We start from the raw sequence: 23,061 nt of genomic DNA on the forward strand, positions 1-23,061 counted from the left end.
CCGCGTATGTCGTTCGATGACAGTACTACTCGTGTCGTCGGCCTTGACGTTGTCGACGGCGCACACCGTCGCCGCCGACCCACTGACGAACTTCCTCGATCCCGTCGCCGATCCCGCCCTCTACCTGCCGACCCCACTCGGCGAGCCGTTCTTCGACCCGCCGGCAGGATTCGAGGAGCTCCCGCCCGGATCGGTTCTCGGCACCCGACGCGTGAGCGTGGGGCTGCTGTTCACCCCGGTCACATCGACCCAGATCCTCTACCGCACAAGCGATTCCAAAGACCGACCCGTCGCAGCGGCAACGACCGTCATCGTGCCCGACGCGCCCTGGGCCGGTCCCGGCACGCGTCCCGTCGTCGCGTACAACATGGCCATCAACTCACTGGGTAACACCTGTGCACCGTCGTGGACCCTGCCCCGAGGTATTGCCCGCGAGATTCCAGCGGTGCAGGCGTTCCTCGCCAAGAACTATGCAGTGGTCGTCACCGATCACGAGGGTCCGCGGCAGGCGTACGCGGCCGGGCGCATGGCCGGCCATGCGGTGCTCGACGCGTTGCGCGCGATGGTGCGCCTCCCCGAACTCGGGTTGCCCGCGTCCTCCCCGATTGCCGTCACAGGCTATTCGGGCGGCGCGATCGCCACCGGATGGGCCGCTCAACTCGCCCCGTCGTACGCGCCGGAGGTCAATCTGGTGGGCGCGGCCTTCGGCGGTCCACCGACCGACTACCGGATTCTGCTGACGTCGATGAACGGCAACGTCGCGTCGACGCTGTTCCTGTCCGCAGCGCTCGGAGTTGCCCGCGAGTATCCCGAGATGTTCTCCCTGATGAACGCCAACGGACTGCGTCTGGCGACCGTGGCCAAAGATCTCTGCATCACACTGCTCGCTCCCGGCGGACTGGTGGCACCGATACCGGCCCAGGCCCTCTCGGACGTGCCGAACGTCGACCGGACCGAGATCGCCGAACGCATCATCGCCGCGACCCGGATGGGCGGTGATCTCGCCCCCACCGTGCCCACGATGATCTACCAGGGCCGTCAGGAATTCTGGATCCCCCGGGAAGGTGCGGAAACGCTGTACGACGAGTGGTGCGCACACGGTGCCGACGTACGCCTCGAGGAGTACTTCGGTGAACACCTCGTCGTCGCGATCAGCGGCATTCCCGGTGCGTACTCCTGGATCGACGACCGCCTGGCCGGTATCCCCGCGCCGCAAGGCTGCAGCAGTTTCGGGCGCTGACCCCCGAAACGCGGTGCCGGGGGTGCATGACCGACACGGCTGCACTGCCCATTACACTTTCGATCCGCGCCCCTATAGCTCAGTTGGTAGAGCTACGGACTTTTAATCCGCAGGTCGTAGGTTCGAGTCCTACTGGGGGCACCACACACCCTTCCGCCGAACTGCATTCGGCGGCATCCGGTCCGTACACTCGGGGTAACGATCGGCCCGTCCGCAGCGACGTGCAGGGAGAACTGCAGCAGTCGCGAAGATCCCCACATCGGCCGATGTCGGTCGTCACGACTGCTCGAACAGCAAGTGAACAGCCGCGACACGGTTCACACCGAACCTACGGTGCCGTAAGCTGGACCGGTCGTACGCAATCTATGGAGGCGATCTAATGGCGAGGGATCTGACACAGCTCGAGCTTCTGCAAGAGCTGGTGCCCACTGCCGAGGACAACGTGAACCGTCACATTTCGATGGCGCGCGAATGGCATCCCCACGACTACGTGCCGTGGGACGAAGGCCGCAACTTCGCCGCGCTCGGCGGTAAGGACTACGACCCGGAGCAGTCCAAGCTCTCCGACGTCGCGCAGGCCGCGATGATCACCAACCTGCTCACCGAGGACAATCTGCCGTCCTACCACCGTGAGATCGCCGAGAACTTCTCCCAGGACGGTGCCTGGGGAACGTGGGTCGGCCGCTGGACCGCCGAGGAGAACCGCCACGGCATCGTCATGCGCGACTACCTCGTCGTCACCCGAGGCGTCGATCCCGTCGCCCTCGAAGAAGCCCGCATGATCCACATGACCAACGGCTTCGCCTCGCCCGCAGGTTCGCAGACCGGATTGCTCCACTCGGTGGCGTACGTGACATTCCAGGAACTCGCGACCCGCGTCTCGCACCGCAACACCGGCAAGGTCTGTGACGACCCGATCGCCGACCGCATGCTCCAGCGCATCGCCGCCGACGAGAACCTGCACATGATCTTCTACCGCAACATCACCGGCGCAGCGATGGACATCGCACCCGACCAGACCCTCGACGCGGTCTCCGACATCGTGACGAACTTCGTCATGCCCGGTGCCGGCATGCCGAACTTCCGCCGCAACGGTGTGTTGATGGCCAAGCACGGCATCTACGACCTGCGCCAACACCTCGAAGACGTCGTCTGGCCCGTCCTGCGCAAGTGGAGCGTGTTCGAGCGCAACGACTTCACCGCCCGCGGTGAGAACAAGCGCGAGGAACTCGCCGCGTTCCTCGAAGACCTCGAACGTCAGGCCACCAAGTTCGAGGAGATGCGAGACCGCTCGCTGGCCCGCGAACGCGCCAAGGCCGAAGCACGCGCGTCCTGAGTTTCGATCGACTGGTGTGCCCGGTACCGACTTCGGTGCCGGGCACCGCCTTTTCTCCCGAAAGTTCTCCCTTCGTTCCAAAGGCTTGTTTTCCATGACATTGCAGATCGGCTCCCTGGAGTTGCGCAGCCCCGTCGTCCTCGCACCGATGGCAGGCGTCACCAATGTGGCGTTCCGCACGTTGTGCCGCGAACAGGAACTCGAGCGCGCGGGCAGCACGTCCGGTCTGTACGTCTGCGAGATGGTCACCGCACGTGCTCTCGTCGAACGGCAACCCGCCACGATGCACATGACGACGTTCGGGCCCACCGAAACTCCCCGGTCCTTGCAGCTCTACACGGTCGATCCCGACACCACGTACGCCGCGGCGAAAATGATCGTCGACGACAATTTGGCCGATCACATCGACATGAACTTCGGCTGCCCGGTCCCGAAAGTCACCCGCAAGGGCGGCGGAGCCGCATTGCCGTACAAGCGAAACCTGTTCGGCCGCATCGTCGCTGCGGCGGTCAAGGCCACCGAGGGCACCGACATCCCCGTCACGGTCAAGTTCCGTGTCGGAATCGACGAGAACCATCACACCCATCTCGATGCCGGCCGGATCGCCGCCGACGAGGGTGCAGCGGCCGTGGCGTTGCACGCCCGCACCGCCTCCCAGCGTTACTCCGGCACCGCCGACTGGAACGAGATCGCTCGACTCAAGGAGCACGTCACCGGGATTCCCGTCCTGGGCAACGGCGATATCTTCTCGGCGTCCGACGCCGTCCGCATGATGGCGGAAACCGGATGCGACGGCGTCGTCGTCGGGCGTGGCTGTCTCGGTCGTCCGTGGCTGTTCGCCGAGCTCAGTGCCCGCCTGAACGGGCGGCCAGAGCCGACGCCGCCGACCCTGGGTGAGGTGGCCACGATCATCGCGCGCCATGCCGAGTTGCTCGCGCAGCACCACGGTGAGGGCAAAGGCCTGCGAGAGTTGCGTAAGCACGTGTCCTGGTACCTGCGCGGCTTTCCCGCCGGCTCGGATCTTCGGGTGTCGATGGCATTGGTGTCGACCCTCGCCGAACTGGACGACCTTCTGGCGCAACTGGATCCGACCGTTCCGTTTCCCAAGGACGCCGAGGGTCCCCGCGGCCGGCAGGGCTCACCCGGTGCCGTGTCGCTGCCCGACGGATGGCTCGACGATCCGGAGGACCTGTGTGTCCCCGCCGGTGCAGATCTGATGCATTCCGGCGGCTGATCGACCCGTTCACCAGGGCCCGTCTCGCACGAAGTGGACCGCGCCGCTCGAGTCAGTACTATGGCTTGGATTGCCGAGTAGACGGCACATGCGTGTGATGGAAGGCCAGGTTCGAATTCGTGGGAGACGATCGAGAGTCGGGCCCGTCTGTGCCCGAGGGTCGCGCCCCATGGGAGCGCCCGCTGTCCTCAATCGGACGAACCGGCGCAGGCGGACGTTCCGGACAACGTCCCCCTCGGTCCGACGACCCCGCCACACCCGACCCCGCTGGCTCGGAATCCGACGCATCCGACTCCGATTCTCCGCCGAAGCCGGGTGACAGCGGCCGACTCGGTAAACGCTCCCCCCGCAATGCGGACACGGTGTCGGTCGCCGAGCTGGTCGACAAGATGTCTCGTTCGGGAGCGACCCGACGTGATCCCCCCGAACGGCCGGACGTCGAAGAGCCCACCGAGGTCATCTCACCGATCACCGACTCCACTCCCCCGCCGGCTCGGGCGAACCGTCCGATGCCCACCCCGCCGCCGCACGCTGCACCCGAACCCGTCGGCGCACCCGCCGCCGACCGGCCGGCGCTGACGCGTCTGGCGATGAGCCGGGTACGGCGACGACGACGAATACGCATGATCGGCCGAAGCCTGGTCTCGATCGTCGCGATCCTCGCCGTGGCTCTCACGGGAGTGGTGTGGGGCTACCTTCGCAACACCGATCAAGGATTCCTCCAAGTCGCCGCGCTCGACCCCGATTCGACCGACGTCGTCGACGCCGCAGGCCAGTACGGAGACGAGACCTATCTGATCGTCGGCACCGATACGCGCGCCGGTGCCAGCGGGCAGGTGGGCGCAGGAACCGTCGCCGATGCCGAGGGGTCGCGCTCGGACACCGTCATGCTCGTCAACATTCCGGCCGACCGCAGCCGCGTCGTCGCCGTGTCGTTCCCACGCGACCTGGACGTGACCCGCCCCGAGTGCGAGCAGTTCGACAACGTCACCAATACCTACACCGGTGAGATGTTCCCGGAGGCGTACGGCGACAAGCTGAACGCCACCTACGCCCTCGGCGGCCCGAAATGCCTGGTCAAGACCATTCAGAAGATCTCAGGACTGCGGATCGGACACTTCGTCGGCATGGACTTCGCCGGGTTCGAGTCCATGGTCGACGAGGTCGGCGGTGTCGAGGTGTGTACCGCGCAGCCTCTCGTCGACTACGAACTCGGAGACGTACTCCCCAACGCCGGTACCCAACGCATCGACGGCCGCACCGCACTGAACTACGTCCGGGCACGCAACATCGAATCGGAGGGCAACGGCGACTACGGCCGCATCAAGCGCCAGCAGCGTTTCCTGTCGTCACTGTTGCGATCGGCGTTGTCGAACAAGGTTCTTCTCGACCCGGGCAAGCTGAACGGATTCGTCAACGCGTTCACCTCCGACACCTTCGTCGAGAACGTCAAGACCCAGGACCTGGTGACGCTCGGCCGTTCGTTGCAGAACGTCGACGCCGGCGCGGTCACCTTCCTGACCATTCCCACCACCGGAACCAACGACTACGGCAACGAGATCCCCAACGAGGACGCGATCGGTGCCATCTTCCAGGCGATCATCGACGACCTGCCCCTGCCCGGCGAAGAACGGGCGGAACCGGTGACACCGGAGCCGACCCCGCCGCCCGCCGCCCCCGACGCCCCGCTGCTGGCCGTCGATCCTGGCACCGTGTCGCTACAGGTGTCCAACGCATCGGACATCGCGGGAATGGCGCAGACCGCATCCGATCAGCTGGCGACGTACGGGTTCCAGATCCTCACGGTCGGCAACTTCTCCGGCTCCGCCGCTCAGACCGTCGTTCGGTACTCCCAGGATCAGGAAGCCGCTGCGGCGACGGTGGCGTCGGCGATACCCGGCGCTGCGATCGAACTGGCTCCGAGCCTGAACAACGTCGTGGAGGTGGTCCTCGGTTCCAACTACCCGGGCTACACCCAGTACCCGGCCGACGTCGGTGCGCAGATCGACCCCACCCAGGTGGAGGGAACGACCGAAAGTGCACAGTTGCCCGAGGATCTGTCGTTCACCAACGCGGCCGACGACACGTGCGCCTGACTCCATTCATTCCCCGTTAACCCTCGGGACAGAGAACTGGTCGGTGTGACCTACTAAACTGCGCTCATGCGCGTCGCCTACAACGAACAGATGAACGAGCTCGCCGATCTCCTCGGAGAAATGGCGAGCCTGGCTGGTGCGGCCATGGAAAAGGCCACGCAGTCTCTCCTCCAAGCAGACCTGGTTCTCGCCGAGCAGGTCATTTCCGAGCACGACAAGATCACCGAGCTCAGCGCGATCTGCGAGGAGAAGGCATTCACACTTCTTGCGCTGCAGGCTCCGGTCGCGGGCGATCTCCGTTCGGTGGTGGCCGGCATCCAGATCGTCGCCGATATCGACCGGATGGGCGCACTCGCACTCCACGTCGCCAAGATCACCCGTCGCCGGCACCCGAACCACGCCCTCCCCGAGGTCGTCAACGGCTACTTCGCCGAGATGGGACGCCTCGCCGTGCAGATCGGTGCCTCGGCCCGCGAGGTGCTCGAGACCCGCGATCCCGAGCGCGCTGCGAAGCTGCAGGAAGAGGACGAGGCGATGGACGACCTGCACCGTCACCTCTTCACGGTGCTGATGGACCGTGAGTGGAGCCACGGCGTCGCCGCCGCGGTGGACGTGACCCTGCTGGGCCGCTTCTACGAACGCTTCGCCGATCACGCCGTCGAGGTCGGCCGCCGAGTCATCTTCCTCGTCACCGGCCAGCTTCCCGCCGACCTTCACCAGCAGAACATTCCCAGCTCGTAGCACCCACTTCGTTCGAGGTCGAGTAGCGCTGCGCGACAACGCTACTCGATCTCGGCCCCAGGGCAGGCGCACAAAAAGAACCCCCGTCGAGCTTTCGCTCGGCGGGGGTTCTCTGTGCGGTGTGCGGTTATCCGAAGCGGCCGGAGATATAGTCCTCGGTGGCCTTCTGCGTCGGATTGGAGAAGATCTTCTCGGTGTCGTCGATCTCGATCAGCTTGCCGGGCTTGCCCGTTGCCTCGAGGTTGAAGAAGCCGGTCTGATCGCTCACGCGGGCGGCCTGCTGCATGTTGTGCGTGACGATCACGATCGTGAAGTCCTGCTTGAGTTCCTGAATCAGGTCCTCGATCGCCAGTGTCGAGATGGGGTCCAGGGCCGAGCACGGCTCGTCCATCAGCAACACGTCGGGAGAGACGGCAATGGCGCGGGCGATGCACAGACGCTGCTGCTGACCACCGGAGAGTCCGCCGCCGGGCTTGTCGAGGCGATCCTTGACCTCGGTCCACAGGTTGGCACCCTTGAGCGAGCGCTCGGCGATCTCGTCGAGTTCCTTCTTGCCGCGGCCACCCTGCAGCTTCAGCCCGGCGACGACGTTGTCCTTGATGGACATGGTCGGGAACGGGTTGGGTCGCTGGAAGACCATGCCGATGGTGCGTCGCACACCGACGGGGTCGACGCCACTGCCGTAGATGTCCTCGCCGTCGAGCAGCACCGAACCTTCGACGCGAGCGCCGGGCGTGACCTCGTGCATACGGTTGAGCGAACGCAGGACGGTCGACTTACCGCAGCCGGACGGTCCGATGAACGCGGTGACGCTGCGCGGCGGGACTGCCAGAGTGACGTCGGAGACGGCATGGAACTTGCCGTAGTAGATGTTGACGTCCTTGAGATCGAGACGCTTTGCCATGTTCTGATTCCTTAGGATTCTCTGGAGTCGGGTGGGTCAGAAGTTCTTGGGCGAGAAGAACTTCGAGACCAACTTCGCGCCGATGTTGAGTATTGCGACGATCAGGATCAGCGTCAGGGCTGCTCCCCACATGCGCTCCGCGGTGAGCACGCCGGTTCCTGCTTTCTGCAGGTCGACCATCATGAGCGGCAGTGACGTCTGCGGCCCCTCGAAAATGTTGAAGTTGATAGCGGTGGCCGAGCCGACCAGGATCAGCACCGGAGCCGTCTCACCCATGACGCGGGCCAGCGCCAGCATGATGCCGGTGACGATGCCGGAGAGCGCGGTGGGGATGACGATCTTGGCGATGGTCTTCCACTTCGGCACGCCCAGTGCGTAGGACGCCTCGCGCAGGTCCTGCGGAACGATGCGCAGCATCTCCTCGGCCGACCGCACGATGACCGGAATCATCAGCAACACGAGGGCGAAGGCAACGGCGACACCGGAGCGCTGGAACCCGAAGGTGGCGATCCACAGCGCGTAGATGAACAGGGCCGCGACGATGGACGGAACACCGGTGAGGATGTCGACCATGAACGTCGTGACCTTGGCCAGTTTGGTACCTGCGCCGTACTCGACGAGGTAGATGGCGACGAAGATGCCGATCGGGATGGAGATGACGGCGCAGAACAGTCCTTGCAGGAGGGTTCCCACGATCGCGTGGTACGCACCACCGCCGGCGATGAACTGGGTGATTCCGGCCTGCGAGTTCTGCCACCAGGCCGGTGCGACCACAGCGGACAGTCCACGTGAGATCACCGTGTAGAGCACCCAGATCAGTGGTACGAGGGCGACGAGCACCGACAGGCTGACGAGAATCGTCGCCGCGAGGTTCGACGCCTTGCGCCGGGCGCTGACGCCCTGGAACGTGGGCTCCTTGACGGGCTTGTCCATGGTTGCGGTCATGGGTCAGTCCTTCTTTCCGGCGATGGCGGCGCGGGCACCGGCGTTGACGACGAAGGTCAGGACGAACAGCACCAGACCGGCGGCGATGTAGGCACCGGCCTGCAGCGGGTTGTTGAACTCGCCTGCTGCCAGCGCGATCTTGGTCGCGAAGGTGGAACCGCCGTCGAACAACGTTCCGCCGAAGGTCGCCTGGGTGCTGCGGATGATGATGTAGAGCGCGATGGTCTCACCGAGTGCGCGCCCGAGGCCGAGCATCGAACCGCTGACGAAGCCGGACTTGCCGAACGGAATGACCGTGGTGCGAACAACTTCCCAGCGAGTGGCTCCGAGCGCGAGAGCCGCCTCGACCTGGCCCTTGGGCGTCTGGACGAACACCTCTCGGGTCACGGCGGCAATGATCGGCAGGATCATCACGGCGAGCACGATGCCGCCGGTGAAGATGGTGCCGCCGCCTGCGATCGATACCGAGCCGGTGCTGAACAGCGGGAACCAGCTCAGCGACGAGTTCAGCCATTCGGCGAACGGGCTGATCGCCGGGGCCAGGACGTACAGGCCCCAGAGGCCGAAGACGATCGACGGGACGGCGGCGAGGAGGTCGATGACGTAGCCGAGCGGTCCGGCAACACGCTTGGGTGCGTAGTTCGTCAGGTAGATCGCGATACCGAGCGCGACGGGCATCGCCAGGATCAGAGCGAACAACGACACGGTGACGGTGACCAGAAACAGGTCGAGTACACCGAACACCATTGCCGAGGTGTTCGAGGTGTCCCACGCGCCGTTGTAGGTCAGGAAGTTGACCGTGTTGTTGGACAGTGAGGGAATCGCTCGCCAGAGCAGGAAGATGCCGACCGCAGCGATCAGGGCGATGATGAAGATGCCCGAGCCCTTGGCCAGGCCGGAGAAGATCCTGTCACCGGGACGGGTGACCGTCCCCGATGTTTTCGAGTCTGACAATTGTGGTTCTTCCGGTTCGTGGGCGGCACCTGTGGTAGGCACGGTAGCCGCTGAGGGGATGCCGGTGATCGAGTGGGTGTCGCTCATACCGCTCACTGTCTCGTGTCGATGCAGGGTGGTCCGCCTTCGGCCCGCGTCACCGCGAGCCGAAGGCGAAACCGGGTTTATCGAGGATCAGGCGATCGCTTCGATGGCGGTGACCAGGCGTTCCTTGAATGCGTCGGGCAGCGGCACGTAACCGGCTTCTTCGAGGCCCTGCTGGCCCTCGTTGGCTGCACTGAGCAGGAAGGACTTGACTGCTGCCGTGGTGTCGGCGTCGTAGCCCTTCGAGCAGACGATCTCGTAGGTCGCGAGGACCAGCGGGTAGGTGTCCGCTGCGTCGCTGGCGTAGAGGCCGTCGATGTCGATGACGAGGTCGTTGCCCTCGCCCTTGAACTTCGCGGCGTCGATTGCCTTGCCTGCGGTCTCGCTGCTCAGCTCGACCGGTCCGTTACCGAAGTCGACAGCGGCCTTGCCCAGCGACTCCTGGTCGGCGAAGCCCTTCTCGACGTAGGTGATGGCACCGGGGGTGGCGGCGACGGCCTGGGCGACGCCCGAGGATCCGTTGGCACCTTCGCCGACGCCGCCGGCCCAATCGGAGCTGTGGTTCAGCGTCCACGCCTCGGGAGCGGATGCGGCGAGGAAGCGCTGGAAGTTGTCGCTGGTGCCCGACGAGTCGGAGCGGTAGACCGGGGTGATCGCGGTCGACGGGAGCGTTGCGCCCTCGTTGAGTGCGGCGATGGCCGGGTCGTTCCAGGTGGTGATCTTGCCGGTGAAGATCTGTGCGATGACGTCGGGGTTCAGCACCAGGTTGTCGACACCGTCGACGTTGTAGGCCACTGCGACCGGGCCGAAGACCAGCGGCAGGTTCCACGCCGGGTTGTTGGCGCAGCGCACGGCGGCCTGTGCGGCCTGGTCGTCCTTGATGGACGAGTCGGAGCCGGCGAAGTCGACGAGGCCCGCGACGAACTGCGTGCGGCCGTTGCCCGAACCACTGGTGGTGTACTCGACGGCCTTGCCCGCGCAGACGCCGGAGTAGATCGAGGTGAAGTTGGACATGGCGTTCTGCTGTGCGGACGAGCCTTCACCGGTCAACGGGGACTTGCCTTCGCACGAAGCCGAGGACTGCGATGCACCGTCCGTGGTGGCGACGTTCGCGTCGCTACCGCATGCGGCCAGCAACATGGCACTGACTGCCACTGCACTCATGAGAGCACCGTTGCGCTTGAGGTTCACCTGTTTCCTCCGAGGAATCTTGGGCCGTGATCGCGGCGCGAACTCGAGGTTCGCGCTGCGACTGTGAAGGTGCCGGCTCAGAAGAACCCTCGCACCAGGCAGCGTAGGTTGCCGCCCAGAGAGAAAGGTAAAGGCAGGTGGTAGACGTTTACCCCCGCGTGGGTGAACGGAAGATGAACACCGTGCTGGAAATGTCCGATTACGCGGTCCGCGCGTACGCGGCGTCGACGTGGTAATTCGCGAACCCGAGCTTGGTGTACGTGTGCACCGCCGCGGTGTTGTCGGCCTCGACGTACAGCATGATCTGGTCCAGTTCGCGACCGCGCAGATAATGCAGCCCGGCCAGGGTCAGTACCCGTCCGAGACCGCGACCCTGCGCCTGCGGATCGATACCGACCACGTACACCTCGCCGATGGCCGGGTCGTTGCCCCCAGGGAGTGGAGCCTGCGGAACGACCCGATCCTCAGCGGCGTGAACTTTCGTCCAGTGGAATCCGAGCAGGTGGTCGCTGCCTTCCTCGAAGGCCAGGAAGAGACCCGCCGGATCGAACCACGGCTCGTCTCGCCGCGACGCGATGTCGCGGTCGGTCCAGCCGCCCTGCTCGGGATGCCAGGAGAACGCCGCGTTGTTCACCCTCAACAATTCGGCATCGTCCTGGTGACCACGATAGGTTCGCAGCGAAATACCCTGCGGTACAACCACATCGGGCAGGTCGGGCTCTGCCGCGGCCCGTCGCATCTGCAGCAGTTCCCGGGCCACCGTCAGCCCGAGCGCCCGCGCCACGGACTGTGCTGCAGGCAGATTTCCGTGCGCCCAGATCCGCGTGTCGGAGCCGAGATCGAGTGCGCTGCTGACCAATCGCCGACCTATGCCGCGACCGCGATACTCCGGATCGACCACTGCCTCGGCCATACCGTCGGCGACGCCGACGTACCCGACGACTCGATCTGCGTCGGTGGCAACGAATCGAACGACGCTCTCACCCGCGTCGACGGCCTTGACAGCCTGCTCGGACAGCGGCGCAGTACCGTCGACTTCGGTTGCACGCGAAAGGATCCGGTGAATCTCGTCGCTGACGCGCGAGGACGGTGCGTCGCCGTCGAGGGGGTGGACGTCGAACGCAGTATCCGAATTCATCTACGAGAGCGTACTCTCTTGCTCGAACTCGAAATCCGCATCGTCGGAATCGCCGGCCATGGCGTCCGGAGCCGTACCGCCCTTGGAGTTACGCGACGGACGCACGGCCTTGTAGCCCACGTTCCGCACCGTTCCGATCAGCGACTCGTACTCGGTGCCGAGCTTGGCGCGGAGGCGTCGAACATGGACGTCGACGGTGCGAGTGCCACCGAAGAAGTCGTAGCCCCATACTTCCTGCAGCAACTGGGCGCGGGTGAAGACGCGGCCCGCATGTTGAGCCAGGTACTTCAGCAGCTCGAATTCCTTGTAGGTCAGATCGAGTGGGCGACCGCGCAACCGTGCGGTGTACGTGCCCTCGTCGATGACCAACTCACCGAGCGTGATCTTGCCCGACGTCTCGGGACTCGCAACCCCGCCGCTCCGGCCGACCAACAGACGTAGCCGAGCGTCCAGTTCCGCGGGACCCGTGCCGGGCAGCAGGATGTCGTCGAGCCCCCAGTCGGAATTGACTGCGACCAGTCCGCCTTCGGTCAGGACCGCGACCACGGGGATGGCCGAGCCGGTACTACCGAGCAGTCGACACAGACCGCGAGCAGCAGCCAGATCGGTACGTGCATCCACCAGCGCGATGTCGGCAGAACCTGCTTCGAGGAGAGAAGACACCTCGGTCGGTACCGGCCGGATGTGGTGAGCCAGCAACGCGAGAGACGGGAGTACGCCCTCCGGATTGGGATCGGAGGTCAGTAACAGGAGCTCCACTGCGTCTCCGTTCTTACCGCTGGCCGGTCCAGCCGACGCTGGAATCGAGTGATCGTCAAGGACACAGACTAGCTTGTCCGTACAACCGGTCGGAGCGGGCAGTACGCGATGCTTCGGTCACAATGGACCGGTGCGCACACTTCTCATCGGACTCGTCAGCCTGTTGGCCCTCGCGCTCGTCGTCGATTTCGGGGCCGCGGCCTACTCCGAATATCGCGTCTCGCGCGCCATCCGCGACGGCGGCGAACTCACCTCGGACCCCCAGGTGATCGTGCACGGTTTTCCGTTCCTCACCCAGGCCGCCGACGGCCGCTATCAGAACATCGAGATCCGGGCCCAGGACGTCCCGACCGAATACGTCGGCTCGACGACCATCGAAGCCAACCTGCGCGGCGTCCACATCGCCCTGTCCGACCTGATCGACAACAACGTCCGGGACATCCCGGTGGACGAGCTCGACGGCCGCGTCCGCATCGAGGCAACCGATCTCGGACGGTTCCTCGGCATCGTCGACCTGCAGGTTTCCGCACCTCCGGCCGACAAGTCCGACGGCACGGGCGGCTCCGGCGGGTCGGGCAAGACCACCGCCGGTGGCGTCGTACTGACGGGAACGGTTCCGGTGGGACCGCTGCAGACCACCGTCAGCGTGCAGGCCGACCTTCTGCTCGAAGGTGACAGTGTCGCCATCGTGGCATCGGACTTCTACTTCGGACCGGAGGGGCAGGCCGACTTCACGATTCCCGATTTCGCCAAACCCACAGTTCTCGGCCTGTTCACCAAGACCATCGAACGCCAGAGCCTGCCGTTCGGACTGCTGCCCACGGACGTCTACGCGGAGGGTTCACAGATCGTCGTCGAAGGGTCGGGAGAGAACGTGAACATCGACCTCAACGAGATCGAAAAGCCGTGACAGGGATCACAGTTCTGGTTGTCGTGGCGGTCCTTGCCGTTGCTGTCGGACTGATTCTGCGTCGTCGTTCCGGTGCCGTACGCACCATCGCGTCCACCGATTCCGACGACCTTCTCCCGCTGCTCGTCGATGCGGGCGTCACCTCGGGAACTCCGACGATTTTGCACTTCTCGGCGGACTGGTGTGGTCCGTGCGCTGCCGTGCGTCGTGTGGTGCATCAGGTTCTCGCCGACCGCACCGACGCACGCGAAGTCGAACTCGACATCGATGCTCAGCCTGTTCTCGCCCGTGAACTCGGAGTGCTCTCGCTGCCGACGACCTTCGTCCTCGACGGAGAACTGCGTCGGCGTTCGAGAATTGCCGGCGTGCCGTCGGCCGCAGCTCTGCGCGAGGCTCTCGACGCGCTGTAGGGCAAGAGCTACTCAGGTGGGCGGTACGACGCGCCCCTGGTAACGGGTAGGATGCACTTCGTGTTCTCCCGCCGCGAGCTCATGCTCACCAGTCGACGCACGGTTGATCTGTGCCGACTGGGCGGTTGTTGCTGTCGCTGCTGCTGATTTCCGTCTGCCGCCACGCCCATGCGTGATGCCGGCCCGATGATCGAAATCCACATCCGAGCACCGGCGACAAGCCGTGCCCCGGCCTCGCACAGGAGTACCTCTCGATGTCGACATCCGACACCCACACCACCACGATCGACCAGGTCGACGTCCGTGGTCCGCGCTTCGCCGCGTGGATCACCACCGCAGTTCTGGTCGTCGTCCTCCTCGCGAGCACGGTCTCGATTCCCGCAGCGGCAATCCTGCTGGGGCTCCAGGCGATCGTGTTCGGAATCGGAGCCGTCCGCGGACCCAAGCACAGTCCGTACGGCACGATCTACGCGACATTCGTCGCGCCGCGGCGCTCACCGACCACAGAACGTGAGCCGGTGGCCCCGTTGAAGTTCGCCCAACTGGTGGGCTTCGTGTTCGCCGCCGTCGGAGTCCTCGGATTCGCTCTCGGCGCTCCCGTCGTCGGCACCGTAGCGACAGGCTTCGCGCTCTTCGCGGCGTTTCTCAACGCAGCGTTCGCAGTGTGCCTGGGCTGCATGATCTACCCCCTCGCAGCTCGATTGCGCGGCAACTCGCGCACCGCAGCGTGACAACTACCCCCTGATCCGACAAGAAAGACCGAAAGGAACACCATGGCTCGCTCCGACGTCCTGGTCTCTGCCGACTGGGCCGAGCAGAACCTGAACGCACCGAAGATCGTCTTCGTCGAGGTCGACGAAGACGCCAGCGCCTACGACGGCGGACACATCGAAGGTGCGGTCAAGCTCGACTGGCGCAAGGACCTGCAGGACCCGGTTCGCCGCGACTTCCTCGATCAGGAGCAGTTCTCCGGCTTGCTCTCGGCCAAGGGCATCAGCAACGACGACACCGTCGTGCTCTACGGCGGAAACAACAACTGGTTCGCCGCCTACGCCTACTGGTACTTCAAGCTGTACGGCCACAAGGACGTCAAGCTGATCGACGGCGGCCGCAAGAAGTGGGAGCTCGACGGCCGCCCGCTGTCGAAGGACGTCGTCAGCCGGGAGAACACCCAGTACCGCGCCGAGGCACCGGATCTGTCGATCCGCGCTTTCCGCGACGAGGTCATCGACGCCATCGGCAACAAGAACCTGATCGACGTGCGCTCCCCCGACGAGTTCTCCGGCAAGATCCTTGCGCCGGCACACCTCCCGCAGGAGCAGGCTCAGCAGCGTGGCCACGTCCCGTCCGCGATCAACATCCCGTGGAGCACCACCGCCAACGAGGACGGCACGTTCAAGTCCGACGAGGCACTCGAAGAGCTGTACAAGACCAAGGGCTACGACGACAGCAAGGCCACCATCGCCTACTGCCGTATCGGTGAGCGCTCGAGCCACACCTGGTTCGTGCTCAAGGAGCTCCTCGGCAAGGAAGACGTCAAGAACTACGACGGCAGCTGGGTCGAATACGGCTCCCTCGTCGGAGCACCCATCGAATTGGAGGTTCACTGATATGTGTGGAGCACCCGTGCAGGGTCAGACCATCCCCGCAGGCGTCGACGTCGAGAAGGAAACGGTCATCACCGGCCGTGTCCTCGCCGGCGACGGTGAGCCGGTAGCGGGCGCATTCGTCCGTCTCCTCGACGGCACCGGCGAATTCACCGCCGAGGTCGTCGCGTCGGGAACCGGCGATTTCCGCTTCTTCGCTGCCCCCGGACAGTGGACGCTGCGGGCGTTGTCCGCATCGGGCAACGGCGACACCGTCATCACGCCCGAGGGCGCGGGCGTGCACTCGGCCGACGTCACCGTCGGAGTCTGAGTCACCGACTCGATCACATAGAAGAACCCCGCACCTGGCAACCAGGTGCGGGGTTCTTTTCGTTGCTCTAGCCGACCGCTCGCGCCGGCTCGGGGACCGTGGAGTACTGCGGCGGGAACATGCCGGGAGGTACCGGGATGCCCTGGGATTCGAGGAAGGCTCCGAGGTCGCTGACGCGAGTCTGCGTCCCCGGCTCCGGCAGCACCCGGGATTCCTGGGCGGGCGCGGGCGTCTCGGGTGCCTGGGTCTGGGGTGCCTGGGTCTCGGGGGTGGCCGGGTCGACCGCGGGAGGCGCGTTCTTCTTCTCGCGTTCGGTTCGGGCGAGATCGGTCACCCACGCGACCATCTTTTCGCTTTCCCACTCGACCCCGTCGTTGGGGTCGTTGTACCAGTAGGACAGGTGCTGCAGAAAGCCGATCGCCAAGTAGGGGCCGAGCACGACGTCGACGATGCCCTTGTTGTTCTCCACCAGGCCCTCGCCCTCGGCGCGCAACTTCGCCTTCACCGTCTCGGCACCCGGACCGAGAGCCCAGTTGAGATCGGCAAGTAGTTGATCGGGCGACAGCGCTGCTGCAGCCTTCGCATCGTCCACCTGATACTGCCGGTCGGAGACTTTGACGAGAACCTGCAGGAGCGTCTCGTCCGACTCGAGCCACGACTTGTTCGTGGCGATATCGATGATCGCGCGGGTGGCAATGGAGGCGACCGTCCGACCGAAGTCGGAGACGGTCTGCACCGGGTTGAGCAGCGTCAACCGCATCTGACCGAGTACACCGAGCGCCAGCTGCAGCAGTTCGATCTTGTCCGGCGAGTCGCAGGCGAGATCGTAGGGCCGACACGACCAGGTGACCTTGTCCGTCATCGACCCGTAGTCCCGCGGCGCCGGGTCCATGAAGCCGCCGAGCGACTGGCCCACCTCGTCACCGAAGTTCGGCACGCCGGCCGGGCGGTAGGGCGACCCCACCATGACGACACCGACGACGTCGTCGGACGTGACGAGAGCGTTGGGGTCGCGGTGGCCGAGTTCCATCGTCACGCGATCGAGAATTTCGCCGCCGACGCTGTACCCCAGGAGCGCGAACTTGGTCTTCTCACCGCACTTGGTCTTGTACTCGTCCATCAACCGATTGGTCGACGCGATGCCGTCGGCGATCGACTCCTGGTAGGTCGGCACGTTGTCGAGTACGTCGAAGCCGTAGGTGGAGGAATACGGGACGTAGAGCCAGCCGACGGTGCCGGGGCTGTCCGCGTTCGCCTCACCGACCGGAACGGTGACGTTGCCGACCCAGTTCGACGCGATCGTCTGCGCTTCTTCGTTGAGCGGATTGCGATCGGAGTCCGAGTCGGTGGCTCCGGACACCGCCAACAGCAGTACGTCCGGGCAGTCCTGCGCGTAGTTGTTCGGATCGATATTCGGGCCCTGAGACGAACCGAAGTCGGCCGAACCCGACTCTGCCGAACCCGAATCGGACGATCCCGAGTCGGGCGCGGCCAGCGCAGCAGCGGGAGCTGCAAGGGCCAACGCCACTGTGACAACCGCCGATCGAACCAATACGGAACCGAACGACGATGTCAGAACACGCTTACGACGCAGCATTTCTGCAGAGACCTCCCCAGCCTTACAAGACAACAGCCTTGACGACACACATAGTGAATTCGTCGGCGCTCTCGAAGTCGAGAGCCCGACGCCCCCGGGAAGAAGGTACCTGCTCGCGTCGGTTTCGCCATCACTACGAGTGATCCAGGGCACTGTGGGCCGCAAAAATGATGGTGTGTCACCAATGCCACAGCGCGGAAACGGACCGTTGTCATCGACCGGTCTCGCCGCGGGTTAAACTCGGTTCCGTGGTCATCTTCTTCGAGGTATTGCTGGCGCTTGCGGCAGTAGCCATCATCGCGTTCTCGCTCTATGTCGTCTACCGACTGGTCAACGACGAGTCGTGACGGAACCGGGCGCGGGCAACCCCGACAGCATCGACGACGGACTGGGCACCCCTATCACCAGCGGTGACCAAGCCATTTCGGCTGCCGAGCAGAAGTTCGCCGAGGCGTCGGCGCGCAACATCCCGGTGCTGCCCGACATCCCTCACCCGGACGACACCGCAAACCTGCGGCTCGGCCCCGATCTGCACCCGTCGATGCTGGCGCTGCTGCCACTCGTCGGCGTGTGGCGCGGTCAGGGCGAGGGGCACGATCCCGAAACGGACACCGACTATCCCTTCGGTCAGCAGATCGTCGTCTCCCATGACGGCGGCAGCTACCTCAGCTGGGAATCGCGCTCCTGGAGACTCGATTCCGACGGCAATTACGCGCACCCCGACCTTCGGGAGACCGGGTTCTGGCGCATCAGCGGCGGCGACGGGGTCAAGGGGTCCAAGGACGAAGAAGTCGTCGAGCTGCTGCTGACGCACAGCACCGGCGTCGTCGAACTGTATTACGGTCACGCCCTGACCCAGTCGTCCTGGGAACTTGCCACCGACGTCGTCATCCGCAGCACCTCGGGCGCACTGGTGGGCGGAGCTCGCCGCCTGTACGGAATCGTCGAGGGCGGGGATCTGGCGTACGTCGAGGAACGTGTCGTCGCCGACGGCCCGCTCGCACCGCGTCTGTCGGCCCGCCTCACCCGCTACATCGGCTGACGCAGAATCTTTTTCGGATCTCGGGGGCCGTTCGCATGCGAACGGCCCCCGAGCCATACCTGTTGTCAGGTCCCGACCGGACAGGTCGGGGGCTCGGGGGCCGGGTAGCTGCCTGGGATTCGCCTGCCGCTCGCGCGGTCTTCGCAGTGAATCCGTCAGCGATTGCGGCTAGCTGACAGCCACCTCACGCGTCCTAGAGTTCATCAACTTCAGACCACCTCCTCTCTCGTGTACTTCCAACGTACGCCCGCGATCGGGAGTCGGCAAAGGGTTTTTTCGCAGTCCGGTCTCCGAGGTCGATCACCTGGTCGGCGTCGGTGTTCTCGGGCAATTGGTGAGTGACGACGACCACCGTTCGCTCGGCACCGAACAGCCCGTCGTCGGTGGTGAGCAGCTCGCGCAGAATACGTTCGCCGGAGATTCTGTCGAGATGTTCGGTCGGCTCGTCCAACAGCACGACGGGCGCGGTGCTCAGCAGTGCGCGTGCGAGAAGGAGTCGACGACGTTCGCCACCCGAGACCGCCTGCGCCCCACCGATCAGTGTCGTGTGAACGCCCTGGGGCAACGCGTCGAGCCACGGTCCGAGACCCACTCGTCGTAGTGCCTGCGTTGCCTGGTCTTCGTCCACGTCGCCGCGCACCACTCGCAGGTTCTCCAGAATCGAGGTGTCGAACAGGTGCGCGTCTTCGGCGAACAGCGCTGCATCCGAGCCGAATTCGACGGCGAGCGCCCGAAGCATCGTCGTCTTTCCCGATCCGCTGGGCCCGATGATTGCGCTCCGCGCATGTGCGCGAAAGTTCGTAGCAGGGGTCGGGCAGGAGTGGAGCCCGCGGAACGACCCGTTCAGGCTGCCACTCACATGGGGCGGCGCCGCATCGAGCATGGTCATGATTCGGGTGGCCGCGATTCGGCCGCGCATCAGTGCGATTGCCGCTGCGGGCAGAGCTGCGGTCGCCTCGAATGCGGCCAGTGGAACCAACACGATGATCGCCAACGCCATCGGCGTCATGCCGCCCGCCGTGCCTCCGTCCGGGCCGTACAGCCCGATGCCGATCAGCAACGACCCGATCACCGACGCTCCGATCGCCAGTGGCTGTGCGGCATCGGCGAGTGCCGACGGACGCGCCGCACGATCTCGGGCAACCACCGAGTCGTGTGCTGCGCCCTCGGCTTCGGCGAGTGTCGCGTCCAGACGACGGGCGACTCGCAGTTCCGCCGCATGGTCGAGTGCGCGGACCGCTGTCTCGGCGAAGCGCACGTCGGCTTCGGCACCGGCTTCCTCGGCGATCCTCGCCGACCGGGCCGCGAGTATCGGTGCACCCACGCCGGCGATCAGCAATGCCACCGCCAGAACCGATGCGGCGGCAGGTGCGATTCCCGCGAGCAGGCCCACGGCCGCGAGCATCATCAGCACGCTCACACAGATCGGAACGACGGCCCTGATGACGACGTCACCGAGAACGTCCACGTCCGCACCGGTGCGCGCCAGAACGTCACCCCGTCGCAGAGCGACCGCGCCGTTCCCGTTCGCCAGTCTCTCGTAGATCCTCGTGCGGGCCGCCGTCGTTCCACGTAGCGCCACATCATGGGTGGTCAAGCGTTCGAGATACCGAAACACCCCGCGCGAGATACCCAGTGCCCGAACGGCTACGACGGCAACCGAGAGGTCCAGCACCGGTGGCATCTGCCACGCCCGGGTGATCAACCACGCCGACAGCGCCGCCAGGGCGAGTGCACTGCCCAGCGTCGCTACTCCCGCCAACACGGCCAGTACGACTCTGCGCGGAGACAGCTCGAGCAGCGCCAGCGCTCGTCGCAGATCAGACATGCTCGAACTCCCGCTTCGTGGTCGAGTCGCTGCGCACCTCGACGATGCGGTCGGCGGCATGCAGCACCGAACGCCGATGACCGACCATCACCACAGTGACGCCGCGGTCGGCGGCATCTCGAACCGCCTGCAGCACAGTCGCTTCACTCACCGGATCCAGGTGTGCCGTCGGCTCGTCCAACAGCATCACCGGAGCATCGGACACGAAGGTACGCGTCAGTGCGAGGCGCTGTAGCTCGCCGAGCGAGAGCCCCACCCCACCCTGCCCGACGCGGGTGTCCCAGCCCTCGGGGTGTTCTCGAAGCACCTCGTCGAATCCGGCTGCGCGGCAGGCGAGTTCCAGTGCAGCCGAGTCGGGGATTCCGTGCAGGGTCACGTTGTCGTAGAGGGTGCCCGGCACCAACACCGGCCGCTGCGGGAGCCAGGCCACCTGCGCCCACCACTGTTCGAGATCGAGTTCAGCGATCGGCACTCCCCCGACGCTCACCGCGCCGGTCGACGGCGGAGTCAGGCCCAGGATCGCGTGCAGCGCAGTCGTTTTACCTGCGCCGTTCGGTCCGGTCAGGACCGTGACGGTGCCCGCCCGGCACAGCGCACTCAGCTCCGCTGGTGCCGCTCCGTCCCGACTTGCAACGCCGAGCCCGTCCAGCTCGATGTCGACGGCTGTCGCGTCGACGGTGCGGCCACCGGTCGGCCGCGCCGTTCGCCGGTCCAACACCCGGAATGCACGATCGGCTGCCTCGACGCCGTCCTCGGCCGCATGAAACTGGGTGCCGACCGCGCGCAGTGGAAAGTACACCTCGGGCGCGAGGACGAGCGCGATGATGCCGGCTTCGAGTGTCATCTCGCCGAACACCAGACGCAGCCCGATGCCGACGGCAACCAGCGCTACACACAGCGTCGCGAGCAACTCGAGCACCATCGACGACAGGAACGCAATCTTCAGTGCGCGCATGGTCGTTCGACGATGGGCGTCGCCCAGTGCACGAACGCGAGCGGCCGGCCCGTGCTCGCGCCCGAGCGCGCGCAGAGTCGGCAGGCCTGCCAACAGATCGAGCAGTTGTGCAGACAACCTGGTCATCGTGGTGAGCGTGGCGGCCGCCCGGCCCTTGGTCAGCAAGCCGATCAGGATCATGAAGACGGGGATGAGCGGCAGGGTCACGGCGATGATGGCGGCCGATGTCAGATCCTGTGTGAGGATGACGATCAGGACCAACGGGGTGACGATGACGGCCAGCACCAGCGCCGGCAGATAGCCGGTGAGGTACGCCCGTAGTCCGCCGATGGCGCGGGTCACGACGACGGCCAGTTCCTCGCGCTCGGCGTCGAGCTCGCGAGGCTCGAAACGCGTTGCTGTCGTCAGTACTTCGATCTCCAGCTCGGCGACGACCCGCGACGCCGACCGGTGTGCGTAACGCGACTGAGCTCCGGTCGCGAGCACCCGAACCACTGTTGCACCGGCCAGGACGACCAGTTCCGTCGTCCATGCGGACAACGATCTGGCCGACGGGTCGGTGATGACGCCGGCCAGCACGCGTCCGATCGCCAGTGCACTCACGATGATGCACAGGGTGACCACGGTCGACAGCGCGACCGTGACGAGCACGTAGCCGCGGGCGGAGCGCGAGTACTTCCACAGTCGCGGATCGACCGGGCCCTTCGGCCGTGTCCGCGGGGTGGTGGCTGCGGTCACGACTTCACCGACAGCCCGATCGAGTCGGGGATCTGGGCGCTCGAAATACGTTGCCGGAAGACCCAATACGTCCACGCCTGGTAGCCGAGGACGACGGGTGCAGCGAATGCCGCAGCCCACGTCATCACCGTCAACGTGTACGGGCTGGACGACGCGTTGGCGATGGTGAGATCGAAGGCGGCGTCGGTGCTGGACGGCATCACGTTGGGGAACAGGGACGCGAACAGCAGCACGACGACGGCGACGATGGCAACGCAGGTGAAGACGAAGGCCCAGCCTTCACGTACTTTCGCCGTCAGCGCGACGACGAGCAGTAGGGCCACTGCTGCCACCGCGACCAGTACCCACGTCCAGGTTTTCCCGTACGCGAGTTGTGTCCACAGCGCGAAGGCTCCACCGACGAGCACTGCCGGAACCGACAGCCACGCTGCCATTTTCACCGAGTCCTCGTGGACGTCACCGGAGGTCTTGAGCGCGATGAACACGGCACCGTGCAGTGCGAACACCACGGCCATCGTTACTCCGCCGAGCAGTGCGTACGGGTTGAGGAGGTCGAAGAACCCTGCGGTGACCTTCTTGTTCTCGTCGATCGCGACTCCGCGGACGATGTTGGCGAACGCGACGCCCCACAGCACCGCCGGAACCCACGAGCCGATGCCGATGCCGATGTCGCAGCGACGACGCCACACCGGGTCGTCGATCTTGCCGCGCCATTCGATGGCGCAGATGCGCAGGATGAGCGCCACCAGGATCAACAGCAACGGCAGGTAGAAGCCCGAGAACAACGTGGCGTACCACTCGGGAAACGCCGCGAACAGGGCACCGCCTGCAGTGATGAGCCAGACTTCGTTGCCGTCCCAGACCGGGCCGATGGTGTTGAGAACTGCGCGACGACGCTTCTCCCCCGTCACGGGGTCGGGGTGCCTACCCAGAATGGGCATGAGCATGCCGACGCCGAAGTCGAAGCCTTCGAGCACGAAGTAGCCGACGAAGAAGAAAGCGATGATGAGAAACCAGAATTCGGGCAATGACATTGCTATCC

21 protein-coding genes and 1 tRNA gene are annotated in these 23,061 nt (G+C 65.4%); 12 read left to right on the forward strand and 10 right to left on the reverse strand.

The features are described 5' to 3' along the window. The first annotated feature begins 16 nt into the window (after positions 1 to 16). The 6 genes from CH268_RS25015 (at position 17) to phoU (ending at position 6,647) form a co-directional block, all read left to right on the forward strand. Positions 17 to 1,240, forward strand: coding sequence for a lipase family protein (locus CH268_RS25015; RefSeq protein WP_255182495.1), 1,224 nt, complete (start codon positions 17 to 19; stop codon positions 1,238 to 1,240). Between the two features lie 68 nt (positions 1,241 to 1,308). After that, positions 1,309 to 1,384 (forward strand) — tRNA-Lys (locus CH268_RS25020). Between the two features lie 235 nt (positions 1,385 to 1,619). Then, positions 1,620 to 2,576 carry an acyl-ACP desaturase gene (locus CH268_RS25025; protein ID WP_032381649.1) on the forward strand — a complete coding sequence of 319 codons (957 nt, stop codon included), beginning with the start codon at positions 1,620 to 1,622 and terminating at the stop codon, positions 2,574 to 2,576. 94 nt (positions 2,577 to 2,670) lie between these two features. Next, positions 2,671 to 3,810, forward strand: a complete 1,140-nt coding sequence (gene dusB / locus CH268_RS25030; protein ID WP_027495874.1) for a tRNA dihydrouridine synthase DusB — start codon at positions 2,671 to 2,673, stop codon at positions 3,808 to 3,810. A gap of 119 nt (positions 3,811 to 3,929) precedes the next feature. Then, positions 3,930 to 5,906 carry an LCP family protein gene (locus CH268_RS25035; RefSeq protein WP_094666181.1) on the forward strand — a complete coding sequence of 659 codons (1,977 nt, stop codon included), beginning with the start codon at positions 3,930 to 3,932 and terminating at the stop codon, positions 5,904 to 5,906. Positions 5,907 to 5,972: 66 nt separating this feature from the next. Further along, positions 5,973 to 6,647: a phosphate signaling complex protein PhoU gene (gene phoU / locus CH268_RS25040; protein ID WP_027495872.1), complete on the forward strand. Its 675-nt coding sequence runs from the start codon at positions 5,973 to 5,975 to the stop codon at positions 6,645 to 6,647. 127 nt (positions 6,648 to 6,774) lie between these two features. Here the strand turns inward: phoU and pstB are convergent, their stop codons facing one another. The 6 genes from pstB to CH268_RS25070 all read right to left on the reverse strand — a co-directional run bounded on the left by pstB (position 6,775) and on the right by CH268_RS25070 (position 12,622). Then, positions 6,775 to 7,551 (reverse strand): phosphate ABC transporter ATP-binding protein PstB, encoded by a 777-nt coding sequence (gene pstB, locus CH268_RS25045; protein ID WP_027495871.1) that lies wholly within the window; start codon positions 7,549 to 7,551, stop codon positions 6,775 to 6,777. Between the two features lie 36 nt (positions 7,552 to 7,587). Then, positions 7,588 to 8,496 carry a phosphate ABC transporter permease PstA gene (gene pstA, locus CH268_RS25050; RefSeq protein ID WP_027495870.1) on the reverse strand — a complete coding sequence of 303 codons (909 nt, stop codon included), beginning with the start codon at positions 8,494 to 8,496 and terminating at the stop codon, positions 7,588 to 7,590. A gap of 3 nt (positions 8,497 to 8,499) precedes the next feature. After that, on the reverse strand, positions 8,500 to 9,537 hold the full coding sequence (gene pstC / locus CH268_RS25055) for a phosphate ABC transporter permease subunit PstC (RefSeq protein WP_027495869.1): 1,038 nt from the start codon (positions 9,535 to 9,537) through the stop codon (positions 8,500 to 8,502). A gap of 87 nt (positions 9,538 to 9,624) precedes the next feature. Then, positions 9,625 to 10,725 (reverse strand): phosphate ABC transporter substrate-binding protein PstS, encoded by a 1,101-nt coding sequence (gene pstS / locus CH268_RS25060; protein ID WP_032367500.1) that lies wholly within the window; start codon positions 10,723 to 10,725, stop codon positions 9,625 to 9,627. A gap of 199 nt (positions 10,726 to 10,924) precedes the next feature. Then, the gene (gene mshD, locus CH268_RS25065; protein ID WP_094666182.1) at positions 10,925 to 11,863 is read right to left on the reverse strand and encodes a mycothiol synthase; all 939 of its coding nucleotides are present in this window, start codon (positions 11,861 to 11,863) and stop codon (positions 10,925 to 10,927) included. Beyond that, positions 11,864 to 12,622, reverse strand: coding sequence for a winged helix-turn-helix transcriptional regulator (locus CH268_RS25070; RefSeq protein ID WP_027495866.1), 759 nt, complete (start codon positions 12,620 to 12,622; stop codon positions 11,864 to 11,866). A 130-nt stretch (positions 12,623 to 12,752) separates the two neighbouring features. Between CH268_RS25070 and CH268_RS25075 the strand changes: the two genes are divergently transcribed. The 5 genes from CH268_RS25075 to CH268_RS25095 all read left to right on the forward strand — a co-directional run bounded on the left by CH268_RS25075 (position 12,753) and on the right by CH268_RS25095 (position 15,859). Further along, positions 12,753 to 13,532, forward strand: coding sequence for an LmeA family phospholipid-binding protein (locus tag CH268_RS25075; protein ID WP_027495865.1), 780 nt, complete (start codon positions 12,753 to 12,755; stop codon positions 13,530 to 13,532). Next, the gene (locus CH268_RS25080; protein WP_032367498.1) at positions 13,529 to 13,942 is read left to right on the forward strand and encodes a thioredoxin family protein; all 414 of its coding nucleotides are present in this window, start codon (positions 13,529 to 13,531) and stop codon (positions 13,940 to 13,942) included. Before CH268_RS25075 ends, CH268_RS25080 begins: the two co-directional genes overlap by 4 nt. A 254-nt stretch (positions 13,943 to 14,196) precedes the next feature. Next, positions 14,197 to 14,673, forward strand: coding sequence for a DUF4395 domain-containing protein (locus CH268_RS25085; protein WP_094666183.1), 477 nt, complete (start codon positions 14,197 to 14,199; stop codon positions 14,671 to 14,673). Positions 14,674 to 14,715: 42 nt separating this feature from the next. Beyond that, positions 14,716 to 15,552 carry a sulfurtransferase gene (locus CH268_RS25090; protein ID WP_027495862.1) on the forward strand — a complete coding sequence of 279 codons (837 nt, stop codon included), beginning with the start codon at positions 14,716 to 14,718 and terminating at the stop codon, positions 15,550 to 15,552. A 1-nt stretch (position 15,553) separates the two neighbouring features. Beyond that, positions 15,554 to 15,859, forward strand: coding sequence for a DUF1416 domain-containing protein (locus CH268_RS25095; protein ID WP_008719402.1), 306 nt, complete (start codon positions 15,554 to 15,556; stop codon positions 15,857 to 15,859). A gap of 67 nt (positions 15,860 to 15,926) precedes the next feature. On the opposite strand, the gene CH268_RS25100 is transcribed toward CH268_RS25095, so the two are convergent. Further along, entirely contained in the window at positions 15,927 to 17,456 is a 1,530-nt protein-coding gene (locus CH268_RS25100) for a cutinase family protein (protein WP_094666184.1), read from the reverse strand. Positions 17,457 to 17,832: 376 nt separating this feature from the next. Here CH268_RS25100 and CH268_RS25105 point away from each other — a divergent pair, with 376 nt between their 5' ends. Continuing rightward, positions 17,833 to 18,498, forward strand: a complete 666-nt coding sequence (locus CH268_RS25105; RefSeq protein WP_027495859.1) for an FABP family protein — start codon at positions 17,833 to 17,835, stop codon at positions 18,496 to 18,498. Positions 18,499 to 18,691: 193 nt separating this feature from the next. Here the strand turns inward: CH268_RS25105 and CH268_RS25110 are convergent, their stop codons facing one another. Genes CH268_RS25110 through cydB form a run of 3 tightly spaced genes read right to left on the reverse strand, consistent with a single transcriptional unit; the run spans position 18,692 to position 23,053 of the window. Further along, positions 18,692 to 20,326, reverse strand: coding sequence for an ATP-binding cassette domain-containing protein (locus CH268_RS25110; RefSeq protein ID WP_094666185.1), 1,635 nt, complete (start codon positions 20,324 to 20,326; stop codon positions 18,692 to 18,694). Continuing rightward, positions 20,319 to 22,019: a thiol reductant ABC exporter subunit CydD gene (cydD, locus tag CH268_RS25115; protein ID WP_094621600.1), complete on the reverse strand. Its 1,701-nt coding sequence runs from the start codon at positions 22,017 to 22,019 to the stop codon at positions 20,319 to 20,321. The genes CH268_RS25110 and cydD overlap by 8 nt, the downstream gene beginning before the upstream one ends. After that, a complete protein-coding gene (cydB, locus tag CH268_RS25120) occupies positions 22,016 to 23,053 on the reverse strand; it encodes a cytochrome d ubiquinol oxidase subunit II (protein ID WP_027495856.1) in 1,038 nt (345 codons plus the stop codon). The genes cydD and cydB overlap by 4 nt, the downstream gene beginning before the upstream one ends. Between the last annotated feature and the right edge of the window lie 8 nt (positions 23,054 to 23,061).

Source organism: Rhodococcus sp. 06-1460-1B (genome assembly GCF_002258475.1).
Taxonomy (GTDB): domain Bacteria; phylum Actinomycetota; class Actinomycetes; order Mycobacteriales; family Mycobacteriaceae; genus Rhodococcoides; species Rhodococcoides fascians.